This window comes from Epilithonimonas hispanica, from assembly GCF_003385395.1.
Taxonomy (GTDB): Bacteria; Bacteroidota; Bacteroidia; order Flavobacteriales; family Weeksellaceae; genus Epilithonimonas; species Epilithonimonas hispanica.
The window spans coordinates 1-22,335 of record NZ_QNUG01000045.1; the positions used below are offsets into that span (position 1 = coordinate 1).

At 35.9% G+C, this 22,335-nt stretch carries 25 protein-coding genes; 7 read left to right on the plus strand and 18 right to left on the minus strand.

Annotation, left to right across the window (positions count from 1 at the left end; genetic code table 11):
* Positions 1-514: 514 nt before the first annotated feature.
* Positions 515-2,533 carry a M3 family metallopeptidase gene (locus tag DRF58_RS15320; protein WP_116036695.1) on the plus strand — a complete coding sequence of 673 codons (2,019 nt, stop codon included), beginning with the start codon at positions 515-517 and terminating at the stop codon, positions 2,531-2,533.
* A gap of 216 nt (positions 2,534-2,749) precedes the next feature.
* Here the strand turns inward: DRF58_RS15320 and DRF58_RS15325 are convergent, their stop codons facing one another.
* Positions 2,750-2,995, minus strand: coding sequence for a VF530 family protein (locus DRF58_RS15325; RefSeq protein WP_116036697.1), 246 nt, complete (start codon positions 2,993-2,995; stop codon positions 2,750-2,752).
* 317 nt (positions 2,996-3,312) lie between these two features.
* On the opposite strand from DRF58_RS15325, the gene DRF58_RS15330 reads away from it, so the two are divergent.
* On the plus strand, positions 3,313-3,966 hold the full coding sequence (locus DRF58_RS15330) for an SGNH/GDSL hydrolase family protein (protein WP_116036699.1): 654 nt from the start codon (positions 3,313-3,315) through the stop codon (positions 3,964-3,966).
* Entirely contained in the window at positions 3,966-4,373 is a 408-nt protein-coding gene (locus DRF58_RS15335) for a DinB family protein (protein ID WP_245955511.1), read from the plus strand. Before DRF58_RS15330 ends, DRF58_RS15335 begins: the two co-directional genes overlap by 1 nt.
* A 160-nt stretch (positions 4,374-4,533) precedes the next feature.
* Here DRF58_RS15335 and DRF58_RS15340 read toward each other — a convergent pair whose 3' ends face one another.
* The 13 genes from DRF58_RS15340 to DRF58_RS15400 all read right to left on the minus strand — a co-directional run bounded on the left by DRF58_RS15340 (position 4,534) and on the right by DRF58_RS15400 (position 13,929).
* Positions 4,534-5,079 (minus strand): hypothetical protein, encoded by a 546-nt coding sequence (locus DRF58_RS15340; RefSeq protein WP_116036702.1) that lies wholly within the window; start codon positions 5,077-5,079, stop codon positions 4,534-4,536.
* A gap of 2 nt (positions 5,080-5,081) precedes the next feature.
* Complete coding sequence (locus DRF58_RS15345; protein ID WP_116036704.1) at positions 5,082-5,777, minus strand: hypothetical protein; 696 nt, start codon at positions 5,775-5,777, stop codon at positions 5,082-5,084.
* A gap of 9 nt (positions 5,778-5,786) precedes the next feature.
* Complete coding sequence (locus DRF58_RS15350) at positions 5,787-6,392, minus strand: DUF4082 domain-containing protein (RefSeq protein WP_116036706.1); 606 nt, start codon at positions 6,390-6,392, stop codon at positions 5,787-5,789.
* A 43-nt stretch (positions 6,393-6,435) separates the two neighbouring features.
* Entirely contained in the window at positions 6,436-6,954 is a 519-nt protein-coding gene (locus DRF58_RS15355; RefSeq protein WP_116036708.1) for a lipocalin-like domain-containing protein, read from the minus strand.
* Entirely contained in the window at positions 6,954-7,814 is an 861-nt protein-coding gene (locus DRF58_RS15360; protein WP_123902425.1) for a hypothetical protein, read from the minus strand. Before DRF58_RS15360 ends, DRF58_RS15355 begins: the two co-directional genes overlap by 1 nt.
* Before the next feature lie 32 nt (positions 7,815-7,846).
* Positions 7,847-8,590 carry a hypothetical protein gene (locus tag DRF58_RS15365; RefSeq protein WP_123902426.1) on the minus strand — a complete coding sequence of 248 codons (744 nt, stop codon included), beginning with the start codon at positions 8,588-8,590 and terminating at the stop codon, positions 7,847-7,849.
* 89 nt (positions 8,591-8,679) lie between these two features.
* Positions 8,680-9,474 carry a hypothetical protein gene (locus DRF58_RS15370; RefSeq protein ID WP_123902427.1) on the minus strand — a complete coding sequence of 265 codons (795 nt, stop codon included), beginning with the start codon at positions 9,472-9,474 and terminating at the stop codon, positions 8,680-8,682.
* 54 nt (positions 9,475-9,528) lie between these two features.
* Complete coding sequence (locus DRF58_RS15375) at positions 9,529-10,020, minus strand: hypothetical protein (RefSeq protein WP_116036714.1); 492 nt, start codon at positions 10,018-10,020, stop codon at positions 9,529-9,531.
* An 82-nt stretch (positions 10,021-10,102) separates the two neighbouring features.
* Positions 10,103-10,909, minus strand: a complete 807-nt coding sequence (locus DRF58_RS15380) for a hypothetical protein (RefSeq protein WP_116036716.1) — start codon at positions 10,907-10,909, stop codon at positions 10,103-10,105.
* Between the two features lie 44 nt (positions 10,910-10,953).
* Positions 10,954-11,673 (minus strand): hypothetical protein, encoded by a 720-nt coding sequence (locus DRF58_RS15385; RefSeq protein WP_078704107.1) that lies wholly within the window; start codon positions 11,671-11,673, stop codon positions 10,954-10,956.
* Positions 11,674-11,691: 18 nt separating this feature from the next.
* A complete protein-coding gene (locus DRF58_RS15390; RefSeq protein ID WP_123902428.1) occupies positions 11,692-12,513 on the minus strand; it encodes a hypothetical protein in 822 nt (273 codons plus the stop codon).
* A 21-nt stretch (positions 12,514-12,534) separates the two neighbouring features.
* Positions 12,535-13,122 (minus strand): hypothetical protein, encoded by a 588-nt coding sequence (locus tag DRF58_RS15395; RefSeq protein ID WP_116036721.1) that lies wholly within the window; start codon positions 13,120-13,122, stop codon positions 12,535-12,537.
* A gap of 48 nt (positions 13,123-13,170) precedes the next feature.
* A complete protein-coding gene (locus DRF58_RS15400) occupies positions 13,171-13,929 on the minus strand; it encodes a hypothetical protein (RefSeq protein ID WP_116036723.1) in 759 nt (252 codons plus the stop codon).
* Positions 13,930-14,215: 286 nt separating this feature from the next.
* Here DRF58_RS15400 and DRF58_RS15405 point away from each other — a divergent pair, with 286 nt between their 5' ends.
* On the plus strand, positions 14,216-16,396 hold the full coding sequence (locus tag DRF58_RS15405) for a tetratricopeptide repeat protein (RefSeq protein WP_116036724.1): 2,181 nt from the start codon (positions 14,216-14,218) through the stop codon (positions 16,394-16,396).
* A gap of 34 nt (positions 16,397-16,430) precedes the next feature.
* On the opposite strand, the gene DRF58_RS15410 is transcribed toward DRF58_RS15405, so the two are convergent.
* The 4 genes from DRF58_RS15410 to mobA all read right to left on the minus strand — a co-directional run bounded on the left by DRF58_RS15410 (position 16,431) and on the right by mobA (position 19,986).
* On the minus strand, positions 16,431-17,144 hold the full coding sequence (locus DRF58_RS15410) for a LytR/AlgR family response regulator transcription factor (RefSeq protein WP_206605232.1): 714 nt from the start codon (positions 17,142-17,144) through the stop codon (positions 16,431-16,433).
* 137 nt (positions 17,145-17,281) lie between these two features.
* Positions 17,282-18,184: a helix-turn-helix domain-containing protein gene (locus DRF58_RS15415; RefSeq protein WP_116036726.1), complete on the minus strand. Its 903-nt coding sequence runs from the start codon at positions 18,182-18,184 to the stop codon at positions 17,282-17,284.
* Positions 18,185-18,284: 100 nt separating this feature from the next.
* Positions 18,285-19,547, minus strand: a complete 1,263-nt coding sequence (mobB, locus tag DRF58_RS15420; protein ID WP_116036728.1) for a conjugal transfer protein MobB — start codon at positions 19,545-19,547, stop codon at positions 18,285-18,287.
* 4 nt (positions 19,548-19,551) lie between these two features.
* Positions 19,552-19,986, minus strand: coding sequence for a conjugal transfer protein MobA (gene mobA, locus DRF58_RS15425; RefSeq protein WP_116036730.1), 435 nt, complete (start codon positions 19,984-19,986; stop codon positions 19,552-19,554).
* A 547-nt stretch (positions 19,987-20,533) separates the two neighbouring features.
* On the opposite strand from mobA, the gene DRF58_RS15430 reads away from it, so the two are divergent.
* The 3 genes from DRF58_RS15430 to DRF58_RS15440 all read left to right on the plus strand — a co-directional run bounded on the left by DRF58_RS15430 (position 20,534) and on the right by DRF58_RS15440 (position 22,255).
* Positions 20,534-21,028, plus strand: a complete 495-nt coding sequence (locus tag DRF58_RS15430) for a DUF3408 domain-containing protein (RefSeq protein ID WP_116036731.1) — start codon at positions 20,534-20,536, stop codon at positions 21,026-21,028.
* Between the two features lie 498 nt (positions 21,029-21,526).
* Positions 21,527-21,898 (plus strand): hypothetical protein, encoded by a 372-nt coding sequence (locus DRF58_RS15435; protein ID WP_245955513.1) that lies wholly within the window; start codon positions 21,527-21,529, stop codon positions 21,896-21,898.
* A gap of 105 nt (positions 21,899-22,003) precedes the next feature.
* The gene (locus tag DRF58_RS15440; RefSeq protein WP_116036733.1) at positions 22,004-22,255 is read left to right on the plus strand and encodes a helix-turn-helix domain-containing protein; all 252 of its coding nucleotides are present in this window, start codon (positions 22,004-22,006) and stop codon (positions 22,253-22,255) included.
* Positions 22,256-22,335 lie beyond the last annotated feature (80 nt).

A 22,335-nucleotide genomic window follows, 5' to 3' on the forward strand; every position in this document is an offset into this window, starting at 1 on the left:
ATTACACGCTTTAGCACACAATTTAAGAAAGAAAGTTGCCTGAAGAGGACAACTTTTCACTTTTTCTTAAAATATTGAAAAACTTTTATAACAAAAAAATCCGCCTCAAATTTTGTTGTGAGACGGATTCTTTTTTTATTTTTCAGAAAGTTCTTTCAGTTTTCCAAGACCTTCTGAGAACGGATGGTTTGTTAGTTATGACATTTGCTGTCAAAAAACAGTATTGCAATCACAGAATAAACGATGATTATTCCCACGATGATATTGATAATTTTTAGACTTTGCTTAATAAAACGTTAGTTTTAAGTTCAAAACACATTTAAAAAGAATTTGAACACAAAAATTTTTCCTAGAATTATATTTATTGGGGCGCCTTTATCCGCCTTCCACTCCCGCTATCCGCCTCCGGCGGATGAGCTCCGTTCAAGTCGGGGCGCAATTTTGTCATACTTTCAACTTTAGGTACTAAATTTGTGATTTGAGACAAACATAAAATCATTAATAATTCATCTTTATGAATCCACTTTTAGAAAAATTCAATACAAAATATACTTCAGCACCTTTTGAGGAAATCAAAGAAGAGCATTATCTTCCCGCTTTTCAGGAATTAGTAAAAACTTCTGAAAAAGAAATCGATGAAATCACTAATAATCCTGAAAAACCAACTTTTGAAAATACAATTGAAGCAATGGCTTTTTCAGGAGAACAACTAGACAGAGTTTCCAACATTTTCTTCAACCTGAATTCTGCTGAAACCAATGATGAGATTCAGAAAATCGCTCAGGAAGTTTCACCACTTTTGACAGAATTTTCTTCCAAAATTTCTCAAAACGAAAAACTATTCGAAAGAATCAAAAGCGTTTACGACCAAAAAGACAGTTTGTCATTGAACGAAGAACAGCAAACTTTACTCAACGAAACTTACAAAGGTTTCGTAAGAAGCGGTGCATTATTAAGTGAAGAAGACAAAAAGAAACTGGAGAAAATCAATATGGATTTGTCTATCAAATCACTTCAGTTCGGGCAAAATGCTTTAGCCTCAACGAATGCTTATTTCAAACATATTACGGATAAAGAAGAATTAAAAGGAATTCCTGAAGCCATTCTTCAACAATACGAGGAAGATGCGAAGGAAAAAGATTTGGAAGGTTATGTGATTACGCTTCAATATCCAAGTTATCTTCCGGCAATGACGTATGCAGAAAATCGTGAATTGAGAAAAGAATTAGCTCTGGCCAACGGGAAAAAATCCTTTGATGGTGGAGAATTCGATAATCAAAATCTCATCAAAGAAATCGTAAAACTTCGTCAGGAAAAAGCAGAATTGTTGGGATATAAAAATTATGCAGATTTTGTTCTGGAAGAAAGAATGGCACAATCTCCGACTAAAGTTTTCGAGTTTCTGAATGAACTTCTTGAAAAAGCAACACCTTACGCTCAAAAAGAAATCGAAGAATTGAAATCATTAGCAAAAGCTGACGGAATTGATGATATACAAAGTTATGACCACGCTTTTTATGCCGAGAAATTAAGAAAACAAAAATTCGATATTGATGATGAAGAACTGAAACCATATTTCCAATTGGAAAAAGTTCAGGAAGCAGTTTTTGGATTGGCCGGAAAATTATTCGGATTGGAGTTTAAAGAAATTAATGATGTTCAGAAATATCATCAGGATGTTAAAACCTACGAAATCACAGAAAACGGAAATTACAAATCCTTGCTCTACGCAGATTATCATCCAAGAAAAGGAAAACGCGCAGGCGCTTGGATGACGAGCTATAAAAATCAATACAAACAAAACGGAGAAAATTCTCGTCCGCATATTTCTGTTGTTTGCAACTTTACAAAACCTACGAAAGACACACCAAGTTTGTTGACTTTCCAAGAAGTAACCACTTTGTTCCACGAATTTGGTCACGCACTTCACGGTGTTTTGGCAGACACGCAATACCCGAACCTTTCTGGAACTTCGGTGAAGTGGGATTTTGTGGAATTGCCGTCTCAGTTTTTGGAGAACTATTGCTACGAACCAGAGTTTTTAGAAACTTTTGCGAAACATTATCAAACCGGGGAAATTCTTCCAGCCGAAAAAATCGAAAAATTGTCAGAAAGCAAATCTTTTATGGAAGGTTATCAGACTTTGAGACAGCTTGGGTTCGGATTGTTGGATATGGCTTATCATTCAGAAGTTGGAGCGTTGGAGAATAAAAGTGTGAAAGAATTTGAGGTGGAAAAAACGGCAGCAACTAATCTTTATCCAAGTAATCCAGAAACTGCAGCAAGTCCAAGTTTTTCACATATCTTCCAAGGTGGATATTCTGCAGGTTACTATTCTTACAAATGGGCAGAGGTTTTGGATGCGGATGCTTTCCAGTATTTCAAAGAAAACGGAATCTTCAATCCGGAAATTGCTTCAAAATATAAAATCCTTCTTTCTTCTGGAGGAACCAAAAATCCAATGGAATTGTACAAAAACTTCCGGGGAAGAGAACCAAAAGTGGAAAGTCTTTTGAAAAGAGCTTTTGGATAATCATATATAGACATTCGGTTTCAAACAGCCGAATGTCTTTTTTCTTAGAGCCTGTTTAAAAATTATAAAAAAATTAAACCACAAAGTCACAACAGAAAAATCAAAAAAAGAAAATCTTTCAAAGAGCAAAAAAGTTAACATTTGAAGTCATTATCCTTATTTGAACTTTTGATAAACATAAGGAAAATTAAAACTTTTGTGACTTTTGTGGTTTTATTACTGTTTTGATTGTTTCTTTTTCTGTCTCAAAACATAGAGATACAAACTTTCTACTTTTGTTCTTGCCCAAGGCGTTTTACGAAGAAATTTGAGAGAAGAATTCACACTTGGGTTTTCGCCTGTAAAACACTTGATATTAATTTGTTTTCCCAATTCTCCATAACCTTTGTAGTATTCTAGCAATTCCTCCAGAATCGCGTCCAATCTTTTTCCGTGCAAAGGGTCTTTTGAAGTGTTTTCCATTTTGTAAAATTATTGATTTTATTATTTGAAACCACAAAAGACATATATTTAGTTTAATCGCGTTTTTCTTAGAGCTTGTAATAAATTAATCAAAACCACATAGACACATAGAAAACCACAATTTTAGGCGCAAAAAGAAAAAATAGAAGCACTATATTTACTACTTTTTCTTTTTCATAAAAGCTATGTGCCTATATGGTTGTAAAATTATTTCTGATGTAAATTTAAACACCTAGGATATCTCTTTTGTGACTTTTGTGGTTAAAAAAGAAATATGTTTATTGTCATTTCTTATATTTGATAACCAAATATAGAATATGAAATTCCTAACCTTTGCATCCATTATACTTTCGACAATGCTATCAGCTCAAGACTTTGCCAATTTTGGCAAATATCAGAAACAAAATCAAGAAGTAATTTCCCAAAACATAGTCCCAACTTCTGTTTTAATGGGAGATTCTATTACAGAAGGTTGGTTTGCCACAGACCCGGGATTTTTCACGAAGAATAATTTTGTTGGACGAGGAATTGGTGGACAAGTGACTTCGCAGATGCTTTTGAGATTCCGAGAAGATGTGATTAAACTGAAACCTAAACGTGTCATTATTCTCGCCGGAACCAATGATATTGCTGAAAATCAAGGTCCGATTTCTTTGGATAAGGTTTTCGGAAATATTGTTTCAATGACAGAGTTGGCAAAAGAAAATAACATCAAAGTCGTTTTGTGTTCTGTTCTTCCGGCTTACGATTATCCCTGGAAAAAAGATATGAAACCTGCAGAAAAAGTGATTGCTCTGAACAAAATGATAAAAGATTACGCTTTGAAAAACCATATCACTTATGTCGATTATCATTCAGTTTTGAAAGATGAAAAAAATGGATTGTCAAAAGAAATCGCAGAAGACGGAATTCATCCAACCAAATTAGGTTACGAGAAAATGGAAGCAATCCTAATGAAGAATTTGAAATAATGAATCTAGAACAATTAAAATATCCTGTCGGGAAATTTGTAAAACCGGAATCCATAACCAAAGAAATCATCGATTCCGCCATTTCTGAAATAGAAAACTTTCCGAGCCTTGTAAAATTTGAAATCCAAAATCTTGACGAAAAAGATTTGCAATTAAAATATAGACCAGAAGGTTGGACAATCACTCAAGTTGTTCATCATTGTGCAGACAGCCATATCAATAGTTATATGAGATTCAAATTAGCGTTGACAGAAAATATTCCCACAATTAAACCATACGAAGAAAGTCTTTGGGCAGAATTACCAGACAACAATCTTTCGCCTTTGGTTTCTTTGAAATTATTAGAAGCTTTGCACGAAAGATGGGTTTATATTTTAAAATTTTCAGGAAAAAGCTGTATCGGTTAAATACTAGGCTTTTATAAAGATTATCATAAAGTCAGGTAACGATTTGGTAACGGTGCTTATTGCTTTGCTTTTCAATGTGTTTCCGTTAACTCGTAGCAAATATACAAATTATATAATAAAAGAATCACAGTATAAAAACATACCTCATAGATTATGAGATTTAATGTTCGCCGATTACATCTGCTATCTTGTAACCATCACCTAAATGTACAACTAGTATTTTACTTGGATATTTTGACTGAAATGTTTCGTCTTTTAAGATAACATCAAACAAAAATCCTTTTTCTGTCGTAGAAATAAGGTCACATTTTTCGAATTCTATTTTATCCCAGTCTTGCCCGGAAATCAGAAAACCTGTGCCTATACCTGCTTTGGATGTGTCGAATTTATTTTTCCATTTTTCGTGAAACTGTGTTTCGGTCAGGCTTCCATCTATCTCCAAATCTACGTTGGTAGCATCGTTTTTGTATTCGTAGTATTCTGCTGTTGTCATTTTTTGCATAAAACTATCAAGCGAGCCGAGTTCTTCTGTCGCAAAATAGTTAGTGATATTTTTCATAAGCCATTCTCGGGCTTCATTTGCAATATCATCATTTTGTGTTGTAGTTTCTGTGTCGGTAACTTCTGACTTTGCATTCCTTTTTTCTTGTTCTGTACAGGCAAAAATTAAAAATAAGACACCTGCTGCTACTGTTTTTCTTACCATATTTATTTTTCTAAATGTGCTAAGGAGATCCATGCTCTATTATTGATTCTATTCCCTTCTTTATCGGTCTCAAATAAATTAAAGTATCCTCTATCTGAAGCCACGAGCAACCAATAACCTTCATTGTATGTAAACAACCAGGCATTGGCCGGTATATTTTCGGTAGGCTCATTACTACCGCTATATGAACTGTAATGTACCAATTTTTTTGGAATGATTTTGTAGGTTTTTGTTACTTTTCCTTTATCAAGAAGTTGCAAACCGTCTTTAAATGAAAAATAAAAAGATTGATGGTCTGCAAATTTGAATGGCGAAACAACATTGTAGCTGTTGATATATTCAAATTTTTGTTTTGTTTGCGACAAGCTTTTCATCGGGAAAATTTCTTTTTCCCACAAAGTTTCGATGATTTTATACGGTTTATAATTTTTTGGTCTGCCTGTGATACCACCCGAAGCCGAACTGTTTGCCTGATTGCAGTCTTTGTCGTAAAAACGAGCAACGTTAATTATGTCGGCACCAGGCAATGGAGCTGTTTTGAGATGATACAAGATATCGCCCTCTATTTCGGCAAGGTAAAGCCCCAGATAATCCTTGCTTTCGGCAATCTTTTTCTGAAAACAAGATGGTATTCCTTTCTCCTGTGCCATTGCATTGTTGAATGATAGTGCCGTTATTAAAAAAAATAATGTTTTCATCCTTACTGATCAGTAATTTGTCTGCTGGAATACAAAACTAACGTCACCATAAAGATAACGCAACTCCTCACCATTTTCTGGAAAAGTTGGACCTAGAATATCTCTACTAAACATATAGTTTGCACCAAGCACTGATATGTTACCCGCTTCAATCGGGTATCGGATATCAGATTGGTCTGCTTTCATCCGTTCATAATAACTTCTCGTGTTATTAGCACTGATGATATACGTTTTGGTAGGTAATATTTCTATTGGTTGAATATTTTGAGTGGCTTCAATGTTGGCTTTTACAATTGGAATGGTCACTGTTTTGATAATAGCTCTCGTTTCTGCATCCCAAATGGTAACGGGTATATTGGTTCTATCTCTTGGAATTTTCAGGGTGACAGCATTTATCGTACCCTTCACCTTTGGTTTGAATTTATATCCTATTTCGCCAGATGCACCTAATTCGTAATTATTAATTAATTCATCAAAACCAGACTTTTGCAAAAAAGAAGTTAAGGGATTTTCTTGTGGAAATTCTCTGTCATTATCGGTATCATCTTTACTGCAAGCTATGGATGCAAGTGTAAGAGCGATAATAGGAAGAACTATTTTTATCAAATTTTTCATTTTATAAGTTTCTTGTAATTGACAATTAATCGTTGATAATGAATTACTTTTTCAAATGAAAGACAAGCGGATTGCTGATGTCCATTTCTACCTTCTCGTTGCTTTTCTGCTTGATGAGCTTTTGGTAGGCCTCGGAGTTTATGCTTAGCGTCATCGTATTGCCGTCAAGGGTGAATGTCATTTGCTGTTCTTCGCCCTCGGTATTGTCAAAGATAATGGTATTGCCTTTTACTTTGTAACCGCCAATTTGGTCTTTTGGTGTGTTTGGAAGGGTCAGGAAACAAATACCGTTGGTAAATTCATAGGTTCCTCCTTTCCATATTGGGTTAAAATCAATTTCCATTCCCGGATTACTTTTGCCTGACGGGTAGATTTTTACCGGTTCGCCAGAAACTTTTGTAATCTGCCATTTGCCGTTGATATCAGCTTCTTTAGTTATTTCTTCAAACGTTTTGGCGATCTGTTCTGAAGGATTATTTTCTGTGTTTGATTGTTCTGTTTTTTGGTTTTCTCCACAAGATAATAGCGATAACGCTAAACCAATGATGATATATTTCTTCATTATTTTTTTATTTTATCCACTTTTTTATTTCCCAACACTTTCGGATCAATTTTCACTTCTGTTTTCGGTTTTCGATAGCTGAATGTCCAAGTATTAAGATACGTGCCCTCCTTGACGCTACTTTCTTTCAGGTAAGTGTATAAACCTTTTGTATTAGAAAAAGTGTATATTTTCCCATTTTCGCGAGGATCGGTGATGCTTTTCAAAGGCTGTGGCATAATACATTGTAAGAAACCACTACTGTAGAAGTCGGTGTTATAATATTCCATTGCCATATAGGTCGTTAGCGTAATTGGCTTCAACATATTTTCTATTCCGTTTTTTCCCTTGTCATAGGTAAATATAAAGGCATCGCCACCGACAAGATGCTCTGTAATTTTGTATCCATCGACTTTTAGCTTGTTCGTTCGCCCTTTTTTATCTTTCCACGTGTAAGTACCTTTGTCATAATACAATTCAAACGCATCTCGTTCTTGTCCGCTGCGAACTATTTTAGACAATTCACCTACTTTATTATAGGTGAAATCTGCTTTTACATAATTGTTGTTCTTAAAAATGACGGTGATGCTGCTTACTCTTTCGTTTGGTCCGAATACATATTCCTGTGTGGCATAGCTGTATTTAAAAGTGTAATCACCTGTGTTTGATTTGATTTCGGTCAGCTGTCCTTCTTTGTCATAGGAATACGTAATCGTTTTGCTGGATATAGTTTTGCCGTTCTCCTTTTTTACAAAACCGACTTTATCGGGCACTTCTTTGGGTGCATTTTTGATAGCTTCTTGTACATTTACAACCTGTGCTGAAACAGTTTGAAAAGCCAATAGACACAAAGTGCTTAATATGGTGTTAAATGTCTTCATTGTCTTGTTCTTTATTAAAAGTTCATAAATATTTATTGATAACGGTATTCTATTCCTCCTGGGGTTTTAGTAATGTAACCTACGGCATCGGTCTCGTATTGCCAGTTATATAGCTCTCCGTCAGAAGTTTCCAGCCTTATGATAGGCTGCGAGTTTAATTGCAAACCGAAATACACAATAATTCCTTCGTAACCTTGAAGCATGGCAAACGGAATATTAAGTACAGCTTGTGCTGCTAAACCATTTTTTAATTGGGTATTGAAATGTGGAGTAAATGTTACACCGCCTGCAACCAAACGTTGAAATGTATTATTGGTCGTATTTACTCCTTCAAGTACAAATTCATCGCCATCTTCATTATTCCAAAATAAGGTATTGTCAATATTCACAACATCGGCGGTATATGTAGGCACGGCGCCACTGTATCTAATCCGGTTGGGTATCTTGCTTTCGCTTTCATAAAAAAAAGTGTAATCAATATATTTTTGATCAAAGAAGTCCTTTAATACTTTTATTTTTTCTACTCTGCCATCGAGCATATAGGTAAATGTAAATGTCACCAAATAAGGGTTTTCCTGTACAATTTCTATTAAACGCCCTTGGTCATCGTATCGGTAATTAGCTACCATCTGTTTGCCTTGACTACCAGGAGGAAATACAATACTTACTAGTTTTTTGTCTTTGGTAAGTGAGTTGTCGTCGTCGCTTTTGCTACATGCTGTAAACAACAGCGTAAACGCGAAGAGGATGAATGTAATTTTTGAGAGATTTTTCATAGTAAATAGTTTATGTATTAGTTTGACATCTTGGAGTAATTGTGGTCTATATTGCATTGCGCAACCACAGCAATTTGATGTATTATACTTTAGTTAATAGGTGTACAAATGCCAAAGTCTCCTACAGCTTTGTAATTGTCTTTCTCCAATGTATTCACCAATAATAGATCTTTGTCTTTGTAATCTCCTTTCCAGCCGTTACCTTTAGGTATAGCAACGAAAAGATTTCTATATTGAGCTGATCCACCATCTTTACCTCTCCATACCATATTATTCATAGCGGTAAAAGACCAGTTTAATTCATCGTATTGCGGTTCAACGAATTCTCCATATTTCCAAACAAGGCCATAGCTCCTGAAGCGATAATAACCATTACCTATCACTCTTTTGTAAGAAGAATTATAGTAGTACGTTTGTGTTATTTTCAATAATTGTATATGTCGAGAATTATAATCGGTACTAAGTAGATCTATGCTGTTTTCTTTGTTTCTTGATTTTAACACGATAATCTGTCCGGTGTTATCTCGCGTCAAATCATAAAATCCAAAATTGGTATTTATAGATGTAATACCAGTAGTAGCATTGTATGTTGACATTAAAGTTGTTTGATCTGTGCTTTTTGCATCAGACGATAACACATAGTGATAATTTGCATTCAAATCATATAGAATCCTTGTTACAGACAATACAGATTTATTTCCCCTTGTGTTCACAAATTCTGGCTTAGGTACATATTCCTCCAAAATCATAAAATCTTCCAATTCTTTAGGTTTGATTTCCGACGCAATGAATTCGGTTTGCGGAGTTTCATCATCTTTGCTACACGCCGTAAACAACAGCGTAAACGCGAAGGTTGCGAATGTAAGTTTTGTTATAATTTTCATAATACGAGATTTAATTAATGGCTGTAACGATTAATTATGGATTATCAACTAATTTCATTTTCTCTTTAGATGAAAAACAATATCGCCTTCTACACGATACATTTGACGAACTTCGCTTTCGGTTTGATTGTTATAGAAAGTCATCATTTTGTAGTAGTCTTCTTGTTTGTTGGTCAGGGTCATTTCATTATTTCCTAACAAAGCAACTTTTAAAACACCTGGTCCGTTGACAACAGTGAGGTTATCGCCATTAATTTGGTAAGGTCCAAAGTCCAAAACCTCGGTTTGATTTTCTAAAACGCTTAAGCGGTTGTTGTTTTCAAAATAGAAAATTTTACCACCCCAAAAAGACATTAGCGGAACTTCCGTTTCGGGGATATTTCCAACCTTTACAAATAGTTTTCCACTCATTGCATTAACGACCCATTTGCCATGTAATTGTTTTTGGTTGATATTGCCTTGTGCATCATCATCATCTTTGCTACACGCTGTAAACAGCAACGTAAATACGAAGAGGATGAATGTAATTTTTATTAGATTTTTCATATTTCTTTAGTTTAAAGTTGAAAAGTGAAAGTTGAAAGTGTATTATCGTTTTCACCTCTCCATTCTCCATTTTCAATTAATTTTACATTTTCTCGCACACAACAACATCTCCTGTGGTCATTGTTTTTCCGGTATTTACCAATAGAATATCCTTGTCTTTATGATTACCTTTCCAACCATTGCCTTTGGGAATGGCGATAAAAACATTGTATAGCTGTTCTGTTCCGCCGTCTTGCCCTGTCCAAACATTTCTGTGATTTAGATAGTAAGGCCAGGTCAATTCTCCTTCGATAGGGACGGCATCTTGTTTGTATCGCCAAAAATCAATAGAGAACCGATAAAAACCTGTAAGATTTTCTACGGCTTTGTAAGTAGAATTGTCGTAAACCTTACCATCTACTTTTACCAATTGGGTGTAGCTTGATGTAAACCAATAGGTATTGGGATTGTTAGGGTCATCCTCAAAATGGAAATTACCTTTTACAACAATCTGCTCATTAGCATCTCTGGTCAATTCATAATAGCCCCATTTGGTTTTGAGTTTTGTAATGCCGGTATTTGCATCGTATGTGAGCGCCTCGTCTTGTTCCAAGTTATATAGAACAGAAGCAAACCAGCCTTCACTAATGGTATAAAGCTTACCGTCATTGTTGTATTCTGCAACGTAGCTGGCAATTAAGTAAGGTTTGGTACCTAATTGGTTTTGATATTCAGGCTTGGCTAAAAATTCATCTACAATCATATAATTCATTAAATCATCTCGGGTGATTTCTTTAGCAACCTTTTCCGGTTGTAGTGTATCGTCGTCGCTACTGCTACACGCCGAGAACAACAGCGTAAATGCGATGAGTGCGAATGTCAGATTTGTTAGTTTTGTTAGATTTTTCATAATTAGTCATTGCTATTGTAGACGTTATTTCTTTTATCAAACGATTATTGGTAGAAATATTCTATTTTACCATCCTTGGTTTTGGTGATATAGCCTTCGGTGTCGTATTCAAATTCTAATTCTAATGTTTGTGTATTTCCATTAGAAAGCTGAATGCTATTGATTACTTGGGTATTTAATTGAAGTAAATAAAGAGTTTCGATATTGCCGGTTAATGCGATTGGAATATTGAGTGCTTTTTGGTTACCCAAACCATTTTTTTTAGTATGATCAAAATTGAATTTAAATGAAGAAACACCATCTATTATACTCTTAAAAGATCTATCTGTAGTATTTACTGCAGTTAGCGTTCTATCTATATCAACCGTTTTAAAATTTAGATTTCCGTCAATAAATGTGACATCAGCTGTGGCGTGATGAGAGCCATCTTCGATGTATATAGAATTGGGTAAAGGACTATTGGCTGTGTAGGTATAATCAAAAGACATAGAATTACTTGGGAATTCTATTCGTCCTATTTGATCTTTATTGATGTAATTGAATTTTATAAATGGCATTGTTGTATCATCCAAATCAATTTGAATAAGTCTTCCGTCAGAATCGTATTTGTAATTCAAAACTTTAGTTGAATTAACATTTTGTCGATAGATCACCTTTGTTAGTTTTTTGTCTTTAGTAAGTGAATTATCATCATCTTTGCCACACGCTGTAAGCAACAGCATAAATGCGAAAAGTGCGAATGTTAGTTTTGTTAGATTTTTCATAATATTAATTTTTAAAGATTATTTCCAAGTATGCTTCTCATATATACCAATAGGACCAACGGTTTCTTTATTTGAGTTCCAGGTATGCATTAGAAGTAAGGCCACATCTTTTTTACTTCCTTTCCATCCGTTTCCAGAAGGTATTTCTACAAAAAGATTGTCATATTTTGCCGTGCCATTATCTTTACCTTTACCAATAGTTTTTGCTAATAATCTATAAGTCCATGGATAAGTGGTAGGATAACCCCCGATTGTATACATCCAATTGATTTCATTGTCAAATTCATAATAAGCTGTAGTATTTCCAACAGTTGCGCTATATGTACTTTTGGCTATGCCCAATAAGAATTTCTCAGGCTCTTCGGGCTGGATTGTATTTTCGAGATAGATCAATTGTACATGATTCGAGTTCCAATAATCTTTAAAATCAACACCATCTGTAATGTTTAATTTTCCTTTTAAAATAATGTCATCATTTTCGTCCCGAGTCAATTCATAAAAGCCAAGAAAAGTTCTAACGGTAGTAATACCCGTTTTTGCATCATAAGAAATATTGTCGATAGACATATCCGAAGAAATGTTATTAAAACATGCCATGCTAACTTTATTTGTTTCATTTTCTTTGGAAAAATAGGTTACAAACAGAATAGGGTGCTCTCCAAATTGTGGCTGATAGTTTGGTTTTGCAACAAATTCCTCCACTATTTTATATTTAAGAAGTTCTGCTGATGTTATTTCCTTGGCAACGCGAGGAGCACTATCATCATCGTCTTTGCTACACGCTGTAAACAACAACGTAAACGCAAAGATTGCACATGTAAGTTTTAATAATGTTTTCATAATAATATTTTTTGAAAGTTATTATCTCGCAGGAACTAGCTCCCATTGGTCAAATTTGTTATTTTCTAATACAGCTGTTTGAGTTCCGTTGTAGCTGTGGTCGCCATCCCAAATCAATACTTTTCCGCCATAGGTACTGCTTACAAAATGGAATCTATTCGTTGTACCAGAAGCTGGTTTAAACGTAAAATTTTCCGCACCATCGCTGTTTACGCTTAGCCACTTTGAGTTAGAAAAATAAACGTACCAGTTTGGCGTATCGAATTGTTTGAGTTGAATGGTGCCGTTTTTTGATTGGATGACCTCCCATTTTTGCAAATTGCTACCATCAAAATCTTCCAATCTAAGCTTTGTAAATTTTTCTTTTTTGGGATTTGTCAATGCTTTTTGATTGCCCACGTTGATAATGTAGTAGGTTCCCATTGTGATTTTTTGAGCATTGCTAACGCCTGTACCAAGGCTACCCATTTTTTTTGCTGTACCAGATGATGTAGGCGTATTCAATATGCCCGAATTGTTTACTGTACGTGCTGCCTGTTGTACACTGGAACAAGATGTAATACTTGTAACTATACCCACAAGCATCATAAATTTGATTATTCTGTTCATATTATTTCTATTTTAAATGTTAATTATTTTTTTTGCTCTTAGCCATTTTCAATTGAATAAGTTGTCTATATTGTTCACTATAAAATCTTTGTATTGATTAGCGTTTGTGCAATGTCCTGATCCGGGAACGATAAGCGTTTTACTTTTATCCTTCACATCCGGATTAACGTTCTCTTGCAAACCGTTTACAAAAGTTTCGGCATCGGGTGTCTGTACCGCATCGTCAACCTTATTATTCATAAACAGTACCGGATAAAGCATTCCTCTGCCTTTCCAATAATCACCTCCTGCACATTCAAGAATAACGCCTTTTATACCTTCTATGGGATAGCTGTTATTCTGTGGGTTTGCAGGAAGAACAGCACCGTGCAGGCGATTTCCTCCTCGTGACAATCCGCCAAGCACTACTTTATTTTTTGCAATGCCAAAGGCTGTAGTTTCTGTGGTAATAATCTGTTCCATATCTTCTTTGAACCCTGCATAATATTCCGAATTGGTTCTGTATGTAGTGGTAATGGCCACATATCCTTTATCTGCCAAAGCTGTACATTGGGCATTCAACGTGGCATCGTTTTCATTGCCACCATCGCCTACGGCAAGGATAATAAGACCTTTACGGGTATCGGCTTGGTTGGTTTCCTGATAGAAAACCTTGTAAGGGGCGCCGTTGGTTGAGCCTGCTTTGGTTTTTACGTCGTTGTTTGCCGGGATTTCCGGTTCCAGATTATTGTCATCGCTTGAGCAGTTAGACAGCAACAGTAAGAAGCTTGCCAGCAACAGCAAAGAATAGATTCTACTTTTTTTCATAACTTCACTTTTTATCGTTAAAAAATCGTTGAAAAATAGAAAAACGAGCAATCAGAAAATAGCATAAAATCGCAAAATTGGATTTAAGTATTAATGTTATTTTCAACGCTCCATTTTCCATTTTCAATTCATATTATATGACAAATGAAACAAGAAAATCAAAGCAAATTTGTCCAAATGAGTAAAGCGCAAAACTGAATGAGTGAGTCATCGTATTCAACAAGGGAAGATTTAGATTATATATTGAATATTTACTATTTTTACCTGAAACATAAACATTTAGCCAATGCCATTTTTTTATAAGCTTATTCTTATTATTGCATTCAGTAGTCTTTCCTTGTGTGCCTTGGCTCAGGAAAATAACCTTGATGCGCTTATAAATAATTATACATCACAAAAGACATCTTCTACATCCAATAGTGAACTGATTTCGGCATTGGAGAAAAATATACTTGCCGATCCTGCCGGTGCTACTTCCAAAATAGATCGTCTTATATTGGCAGCTCAACGAAAAAATGATAACAGCACAACAGTAAGTCTTTCGCGTCTAAAAGGAGCATCATTATTCTATCAAGGAAAATTTGTAGAAGCGGAAAAAGTTACACAAAAGGCTTACGAATTGGCAAAAAAATACAATGTACAGTCGCAAATGCCCCGTATTCTGGCAACAAAAGGCAATGCGCAGATTATGCAATCTAAACTACCCGAAGCATTAGAAACACAAAACCAAGGACTGAAAATCGCAGAATCGCTCAAAGACGAGCCAACAATCCATTTGATAAAAAATAATCTTGTTGCTATTTATCTGCAAATGAATGATTTTGATCTTGCAAAACATCATCTGGAAGATAACATTCGCTTTTATAGCAAAATACCGGCTATGGCAAATGTTTTGGCTACAAACTATAATAATCTGGCACTGGTTTATGAGAAACAGAAAGACTACAAAAAGTCCAACGAACTTCTACACAAAGCATTGGCGCAAAATGGGGTCGAAGCGAATAAAACATTGCTCTCGCAGATATACAACAATCTGGGCAGTGGGTACAACAATCTGAACGAAAACGATTCTGCCTTTTATTATTTCAGTAAAGCATACGAGATAACGACCGAAACTAAAAACACAAAAAGTCAAGCCGTTAGTAAAATAGGTTTATCAGATTATTATTTCAAAACCAAGAATTACAGCGAAGCCGAAAAACTAGCCTCTGAAGCTTATGCTACAGGGAAAGAGGTAAAATCTATCGACGTGCAGAAAGAAAGTGCAGACCAGTTAATGAAGATTTATAATTACCTGTATCAACCTGACGCAGCTCAAAAATATTATCAAATCAGTAACCTGTTGACAGATAGTATATCTAATCAGGACAATACCCGAAAGCTGACACGATTGCAAATGCAGTATGATTTTGATAAAAAAGAAGAGCAATACAAGCACCAACAAATTGTACACAACCTGAATCTTCAACAACAGATCTTGTTGAATGAGCTTAATCAAAACGAATTAGCCAAAACGCAGCAAGAACAAAAATTACAATCAGCCGAACTGGAAAATCAAAAATTACAAAACGCTGAAAACACTCAAAAACTAAAAATAACTACTCAGGAAAAAGCATTAGCAGAGAATAGAAATAAAAGTCTGCAACAAGAGAATGAACTGGCGAAGCTTATGCTGAGACAATTCTGGCTGTACGGATTCATTGGAATACTCATTGTTGGATTGCTGTTTTTTCTTTTGTGGAATAAAAACCGCTTGAAACAGCTAAAAACAGAAAATAAACTGAAAGAAAAAGAAGCTGAAGAATTACTGCAAAAAAATAAAGTAACCGAAAGCGAGCTGAAAGCTATTCGTTCGCAGATGAATCCGCATTTTATTTTTAACGTCCTCAATTCCATCGAAGCCTATATAGTAGAGAGCGAGCCTGAAATGGCACGCTCATTGGTACAAAAATTTGCCAAGCTAAGCCGTATGATCTTGGAAAACTCTACGCAGGCACTTTCTACATTAGATAGTGAGTGGAAGGTCAACAAAATCTACACCGATATCGAGCATATTCGTTTCGGCAAACATTTCGATTACCGTTTTGAAGTCGAAAAAAGACTGGATCTACGTCAGTATCTCATTCCTCCAATGATGTTACAGCCCCTCATAGAAAATGCTATACTTCACGGTTTGCGATACGAACGGGAGTCGGGAGCATCTTTACTTGTTACGGTAGCAGAAACCGACAAGCACATCGAAATAAAAGTGATAGATAACGGATCAGGATTGAGCAACGCTAAGGCGGAAACACCGGGATACAAAAAGAAATCATTTGGAGTGTCCTCTATAAAAGACCGTATCGAGATTCTGAACAGCGATTATCCTGATACGCAAGCCTCGTTTGAAATTATAGACCGTGCCACTTTAGGGGAAAAAGGTTGTATTTCTTTGCTGCGTCTACCAAAAATTGAAGAAAGAAAGTAGGATTAAACGTTACGGAATATTAGAATGGGAAAGTTTACGCCAGTTTTTCAAGCAGCATTGCTTTTTTTGTAGAAGAAACTTCAATTTCTGCACCATTTGCAAGTTCCAAAACATCGCCTTTTCGGAATTTTACAACATATTCCAAATTGACAATCGCACTGCGGTTCACCCTAAAAAAACAGTCTTCTGAAAGTATCGTTTCATATTCTTTCAGCGTTTTCGAAACAATAATCTTATTTCCAGAAACGACATGGAAAACACTGTAATTACTCATGGCTTCAACGGTGATAATATCGCTTTTTTTGATGTAATAAATTCCTTCGGCGGTAGCTAAAGACAGTCTCCCGTTGTCTTTTTTTCCGTTTTGCTGTATGTTCGATTTTTTGCTAATTTTTTCTTCAAGCTTGTTGATGGCTACTTCCAATTCTTCGGGATCAACAGGCTTCATCAGGTAATCCAACGCATTGTTGCGAAGAGCATCCAGCACATAGGCATCGTAAGCAGTTACGAAAATAACCTCAAAATTAAATTGCCCCAAGAGCTCCAAAAATTGAAAGCCGTTGATTTTGGGCATCTCAATATCAAGAAAAAGAACATCAATATCTAGATTTTTAATAATAGTCAATGCTTTTTCGGGTTCATTGAAAATGGCTACAACCTCTAATTTGTCTGAAAAATCTGCAAGCTTATGGTTTAAAAGAGAAGTTCCCTTTTCTTCATCGTCTAATATTATTGCCTTTATCATCATTGTGAAAATTATTTGTTCATACAAATTCCGAATGAAAAGTATTTCTTCAAAAATACGGTAAAATACACTTCAAAAATATTAAATTGAGTGGGCTGTCCTATAAAATGATTGAATGTGTATAATGAATAAGGTAAATACTAATGTTCTGGACTAATGTAATGCAAAATCTGATATAGGGAAGCATCCCGGTAACGTTTCATTTGTTCGGCATCGGTTTCGAAACCTTCTTCTATGGCTTTCTTCAGGGGATTGAACAAAGCTTCCCATTTTCTACGGTCTTTGGGAACAGCTCCGGTAAACTGTTTAAATTCACGGATAAAATGGTTTTGGTCAAAATAATCAAACTGGTGTACAATATCTGACCAACCTGCATTGGGATTTTCTCCCAAAAAATTTTGAACGGCAGTAAACCTGGCAACACGTCCGAATAATTTGGGGTTAACACCTATAATTTCCGTAAAATGGTTGGTTAGCCCAGAATGTGACATATCCACTTTTTTGCAAATTTCCTTTATAGGCACGTTGCCATATTTTTCTGTAATTTCCTGGCTGGCTTTAATGATGCGTTCATCGGTTTTTTTTGACCGTTTTTGCAGTTCGGAAATCAGAAATTTTTCCAAAATTCGCATACAGTACTCATCATCGGGCAAATGAGCTTCCAAATCGGGCAACAAATCTTTTAATGCTGGAAATAATTCGGTAGCATCTACGGTGATATTATGGAACTGTGATTGTTCTAGTCCAAAAACGGAGTAAGCTCCCCAAGGTAGAAAATCGATATTTATAATTCGGATGTTCTCATTAGATGTATAAAGCACGGATTTGGAATGCTGTCCTGCAAAAGCTATTCTGTAATTAACGGTATTGCCTGTGAAGTAATCTGTTACTGAAGGATTTTGGTTTAGAAACAAAGTAAGCGAGGTGGCATTATCAGGTAAAAATTTTGTTTTTGAAAGCTCGTTTACAGAAAGCTCTGCGTAGGCGAACATCAATATATAATTTTTAAGTAAAGTATCCGATTCGTAGAATTTGACCTGCATAATGTTCCATTTTTTTCATTTCAGACATGGTTTAAATTTATAAAATATTGTTTAAACCACTAGCATATGTGTGTTTTTTACCTTTATTATTCATACTATCTCAACCTCTCCCTTTTTTCGTTTTCTTTTTCATCAATTTGGCAAATTGTTCTTCCTCATAATCCTCGTCTTGTGTATCGGATAATAGATTAAATAATCCTATATAGGTATTAAGTGAATGTTCCTGCCTGATAAACTCAAAAAGGTCTTTTGTCGGTACGCTGTCTATTTCATTTGCTTTAGAAACAGGGTTATTCTGTATCTTCAATTCGGGTTTGTTTCCATTGTTCCACCAATCATTGAACACGTTTGCCGAGAGGTTTTTATCCAATTGCGAACCGTTCCAAACGCTACGGCTTTCGTGGTCAATAAATGTCATACCGTAAATCCGTCCGCTATCGTTCCTACGGACAACTGTATTGATGCCCTGCTCGGACAATTGCTTTTTAAAATCCGTTTCGTTGCTTGTCGTATGAATGGCAAGTTCAACCATGTTTTTCAGAACAGACCTTGCAGTATTGGTTTTCATTTTCTCTTTGGACTGTTCAAGGTGTTTTTGAAGTTGTACAACGCCTGCATCTTTTCCGAATAGCGATGCTTTGAACGGATTGCTAACCTTGTTTCCATTCTCGTCCAATGCTACATACACCAATCCGTTTACAGGTTGTCCGTTCCGTTCACCTCTGACTTCCTCCACTGTGATGTTGAAAAGAGAAAGTAACGCATTGTAGCTACCCATAGTTGAAAAGCTATAATACTTTGGCAGATGCCGTACTACCGAAGCAATCTGACTTTTGATGTCGCCATTTTTATGATTTACAGGCTTGAAAACTTTATTGGCTTGTTTCTGCTCCTGTTCAGTAGCCTTTTGTAGATTATACTTCTGTTCCAAATCCCGACAGATTGCCATTGAACGTGGATGGTCGTAATCATCGGGGATTTTCTTTCCGTCAATTCCCACGCAGGTCGAAACGATATGAATGTGCGTTCGGTCAATGTCCATATGTTTGAAAACGATATAGGGCTGATTGCCGTAGCCCATACGTTCCATATATTCCTGTGCCATTTCCGTAAACTGTTCATCGCTAACCTTGTCTTTCGGGTCTGGGTTCAAGGAAATATGCCGTACCGTTTTTTCCGTTTTGATATTTGCTGATAGATACGGTTCAAAGCACTTATTGAAATATGCTACGGAATACCTGCCGTTCATTGTGTCGGGTATCCTGTTCAGCAATAAAACCGCTCCGTTTTCCCTGTCCACTTTCTGCTGATTGTACAAAATCGCTCCGTACATATTGCTTCCTTTTCCGATTTTTGCAATCATAATTTCACTCTTTATTTAGATATTTCTTTTCAAATTCATCGGTAAGAATTAAAACCTTTAGCAACAGTTCTTTCATTTCTGCTGTTTGTTTTTCTAATTTATAGAGGTATGCAGATGCTTTTTTCTCTGAAAAATTAGCGTTCAATAACCTTACAATCTGATTATAATTAGTTGCTATTCCCCGAAACTGTCCGAAAAATTTGGTCAACTTTTCGTGATATTCGATAGCATCCATATCAATTTTGACGGTCTTTACCGTCTTCTGAAAGATGCAGGCTGTGATAAAATGAGCAATTGCTTTCATTTCTGAATGGTCAAAGAGGGCAAGAAATTTGGCGTTGTCCTCTGCATTCAGGTTGATGGAATACCGATGCACCGCAGGATCAATCTTTGGTTTTCTTCCTGTTTTCCTAATCTGTTTTCTGTTTTTCTCTTCCATAGTAATCCATTCTTAATTTTACACAAACGAGCGACTTCGGAGCCGTTTCCAGCCCCCTGCAAGGGCAAGTGCTCTTGAGGTGCGGAAATTTATTTCGAGGACCTCAAGAGATAACTTGCTCTGAACAGGAGTTCAGAAAAATCCGTTTTGCAAACGTATTGGAGTTAGCTGAAAAAGCTAATCGATTTCGTTACAAAGTTCGATAAGACTATTTGAATAACAACGACTTACAATCACGCCAAACAAAGCCAATAAACGCCAAATAGTACCACCTTTATGGGGATTGGAATGGCTTTTATTTCCTTTGTAACTGGTTATCTGGCTGATTGGTTATAACCTTAACTATGTAGCAAATCTGCATAAATCCCGACAGCAAATCTGCGTGATTGAATGAAGACGAATTATACACTTTTCAGTTAACGAAACAGCTAATTAAGGGTATGCAGGTACATAAGTAGATAGGTTGTTACATAGGTACAATCGTACATACAACTGACTGCTTAGCTAGCCAAACAGCTAATTGGATATAATATTAAAATTTAGAGATATGATACACGAAGAAAACAAAGAACAGCAATCCGAAGCACAAGAATTTTCTTTAGAAAATTTTCTTGGCAATGAAAAGAATCAACCTTTGACGAAGCAACAAGGAGTAACACATAGGAAAGACTTTGCCAAACCCGAAGTTGATGAGGAAGCGATTATGCGTGTAATGGCATCCGAAGAACCTGCTGAAATTGAGACGGAACATTCAAAGCCAACAGTCAACAATTCTAAAAAAAGCACCTCCAAGCCAAAGAAGCTGACCAAAGAGGACTACTGCGGACGGTTCTTCAAAATTCCCACGACAACGGCAAGCAGGGGGAAATCAGTGTATGTACGGCAGGAACACCACGAAACATTTAACAGGCTTACAAATATTATGGGCATCGACAAACTGACGATTTATGCGTATCTGGACAACATTATCGAATACCACTTTCAGGAGTTCGGGGAATTGATTAGGGAAATCTATGACGAGAAACACAAACCGTTGTTTTGATAACTATACGTGGTGGGTGGTACGTTTCTACCTCTTAAAATTATTTTCCAAAAGAAAAAAACAGAAAAAAAAGAAAGCCATTTTAACAAGGGGACAGGCGGAAAAACCAAAAGGAAACGGAATAAGTCCCGAAGGGTGGCAGGGCAATCACACAATAACTCGGCGAAGCCACCTTTTTGCCCTACCATTATGCCGTAGTCTTTTGGTCGGGCGGTGCGGTGGCTGTCCGCCTTATCTTTGCTCCCTTTTTTATTCTTTTTTTAATCAATTCCAATCAAAGAAAGGGTACAAAAAACACGTAAGGGCTAAGGATAGGTGTTTTTTGTATGCTTTCCTTTATCCTTACAAAACTCTTTAAATGTGTGAGGGCTTTGCGAGGAAAATTTAAAGTGTTTTGAGGATTACTTTCTATTCATATTGTGCCAACATAAGCCACATAATGCCAAATGAAAACAATACATTCCCTTGTGTTCTATATTGGGTGCAAATTTTGAACCTATGGCACAAAAAGTAATACCTGACAAAGAGCAGAAAGAGAAAGAGAAATCTGAGAAAAAAAAGAATACATCTTTTATGCAGGTAGATAAACACAGCGACCCGATTTCCAATTTCATCGCCAACTTTAAACGACAGTTCAGGGAAGCAAAAGGCTTAATAGATTGGCAAAAGCTCTTCGGAGGTAAACGTACTGAACCGCCAAAGCAACCTGCCGAACCCGAAAGTATCATAGGCGCTACCAAAACGGTTATCCGTTCGGATTACAAAAACCAAAAAAGTCATACTATACAGAAAAATGAAAAACCTGCTTTGAAAATAAACAATACAGTCAAACACAACAGGTTCGTCCAAAAAACTATAAACCAAAGTTAGGATTATAGTCGAGTATTAAGCATCTGAACGCCAAATGCTACTTCTGACTACAACATTGGAGCAACCTTTATAAGTTGCTTTTACTTTTGATTAAATGATGCAGATATGGAAATAACAGTTTTAGACATTCAGATTTTGAAAGCATTGCATAGGGAAGTTAAGGAAGTTTCCAATTTGATAGCGGAAATGACTACACCCTACAAAGCACTGCAACAGGCAACGAAATGGCTCGACCAGCAGGAAGCCTGTCAACTGCTCAACATCAGCAAACGAACATTGCAGACTTACAGGTCAAAAGGTATTCTTGGGGCAACGCAAATCAATCGTAAGACTTATTTTAACCTGAGTTCGGGATAAGAAATGAAATAAAATTTGCAATGAAAAGTAATAATTCGTATATTTAAGTTTCTGAAATTCAAATATTTAACGAATTATTA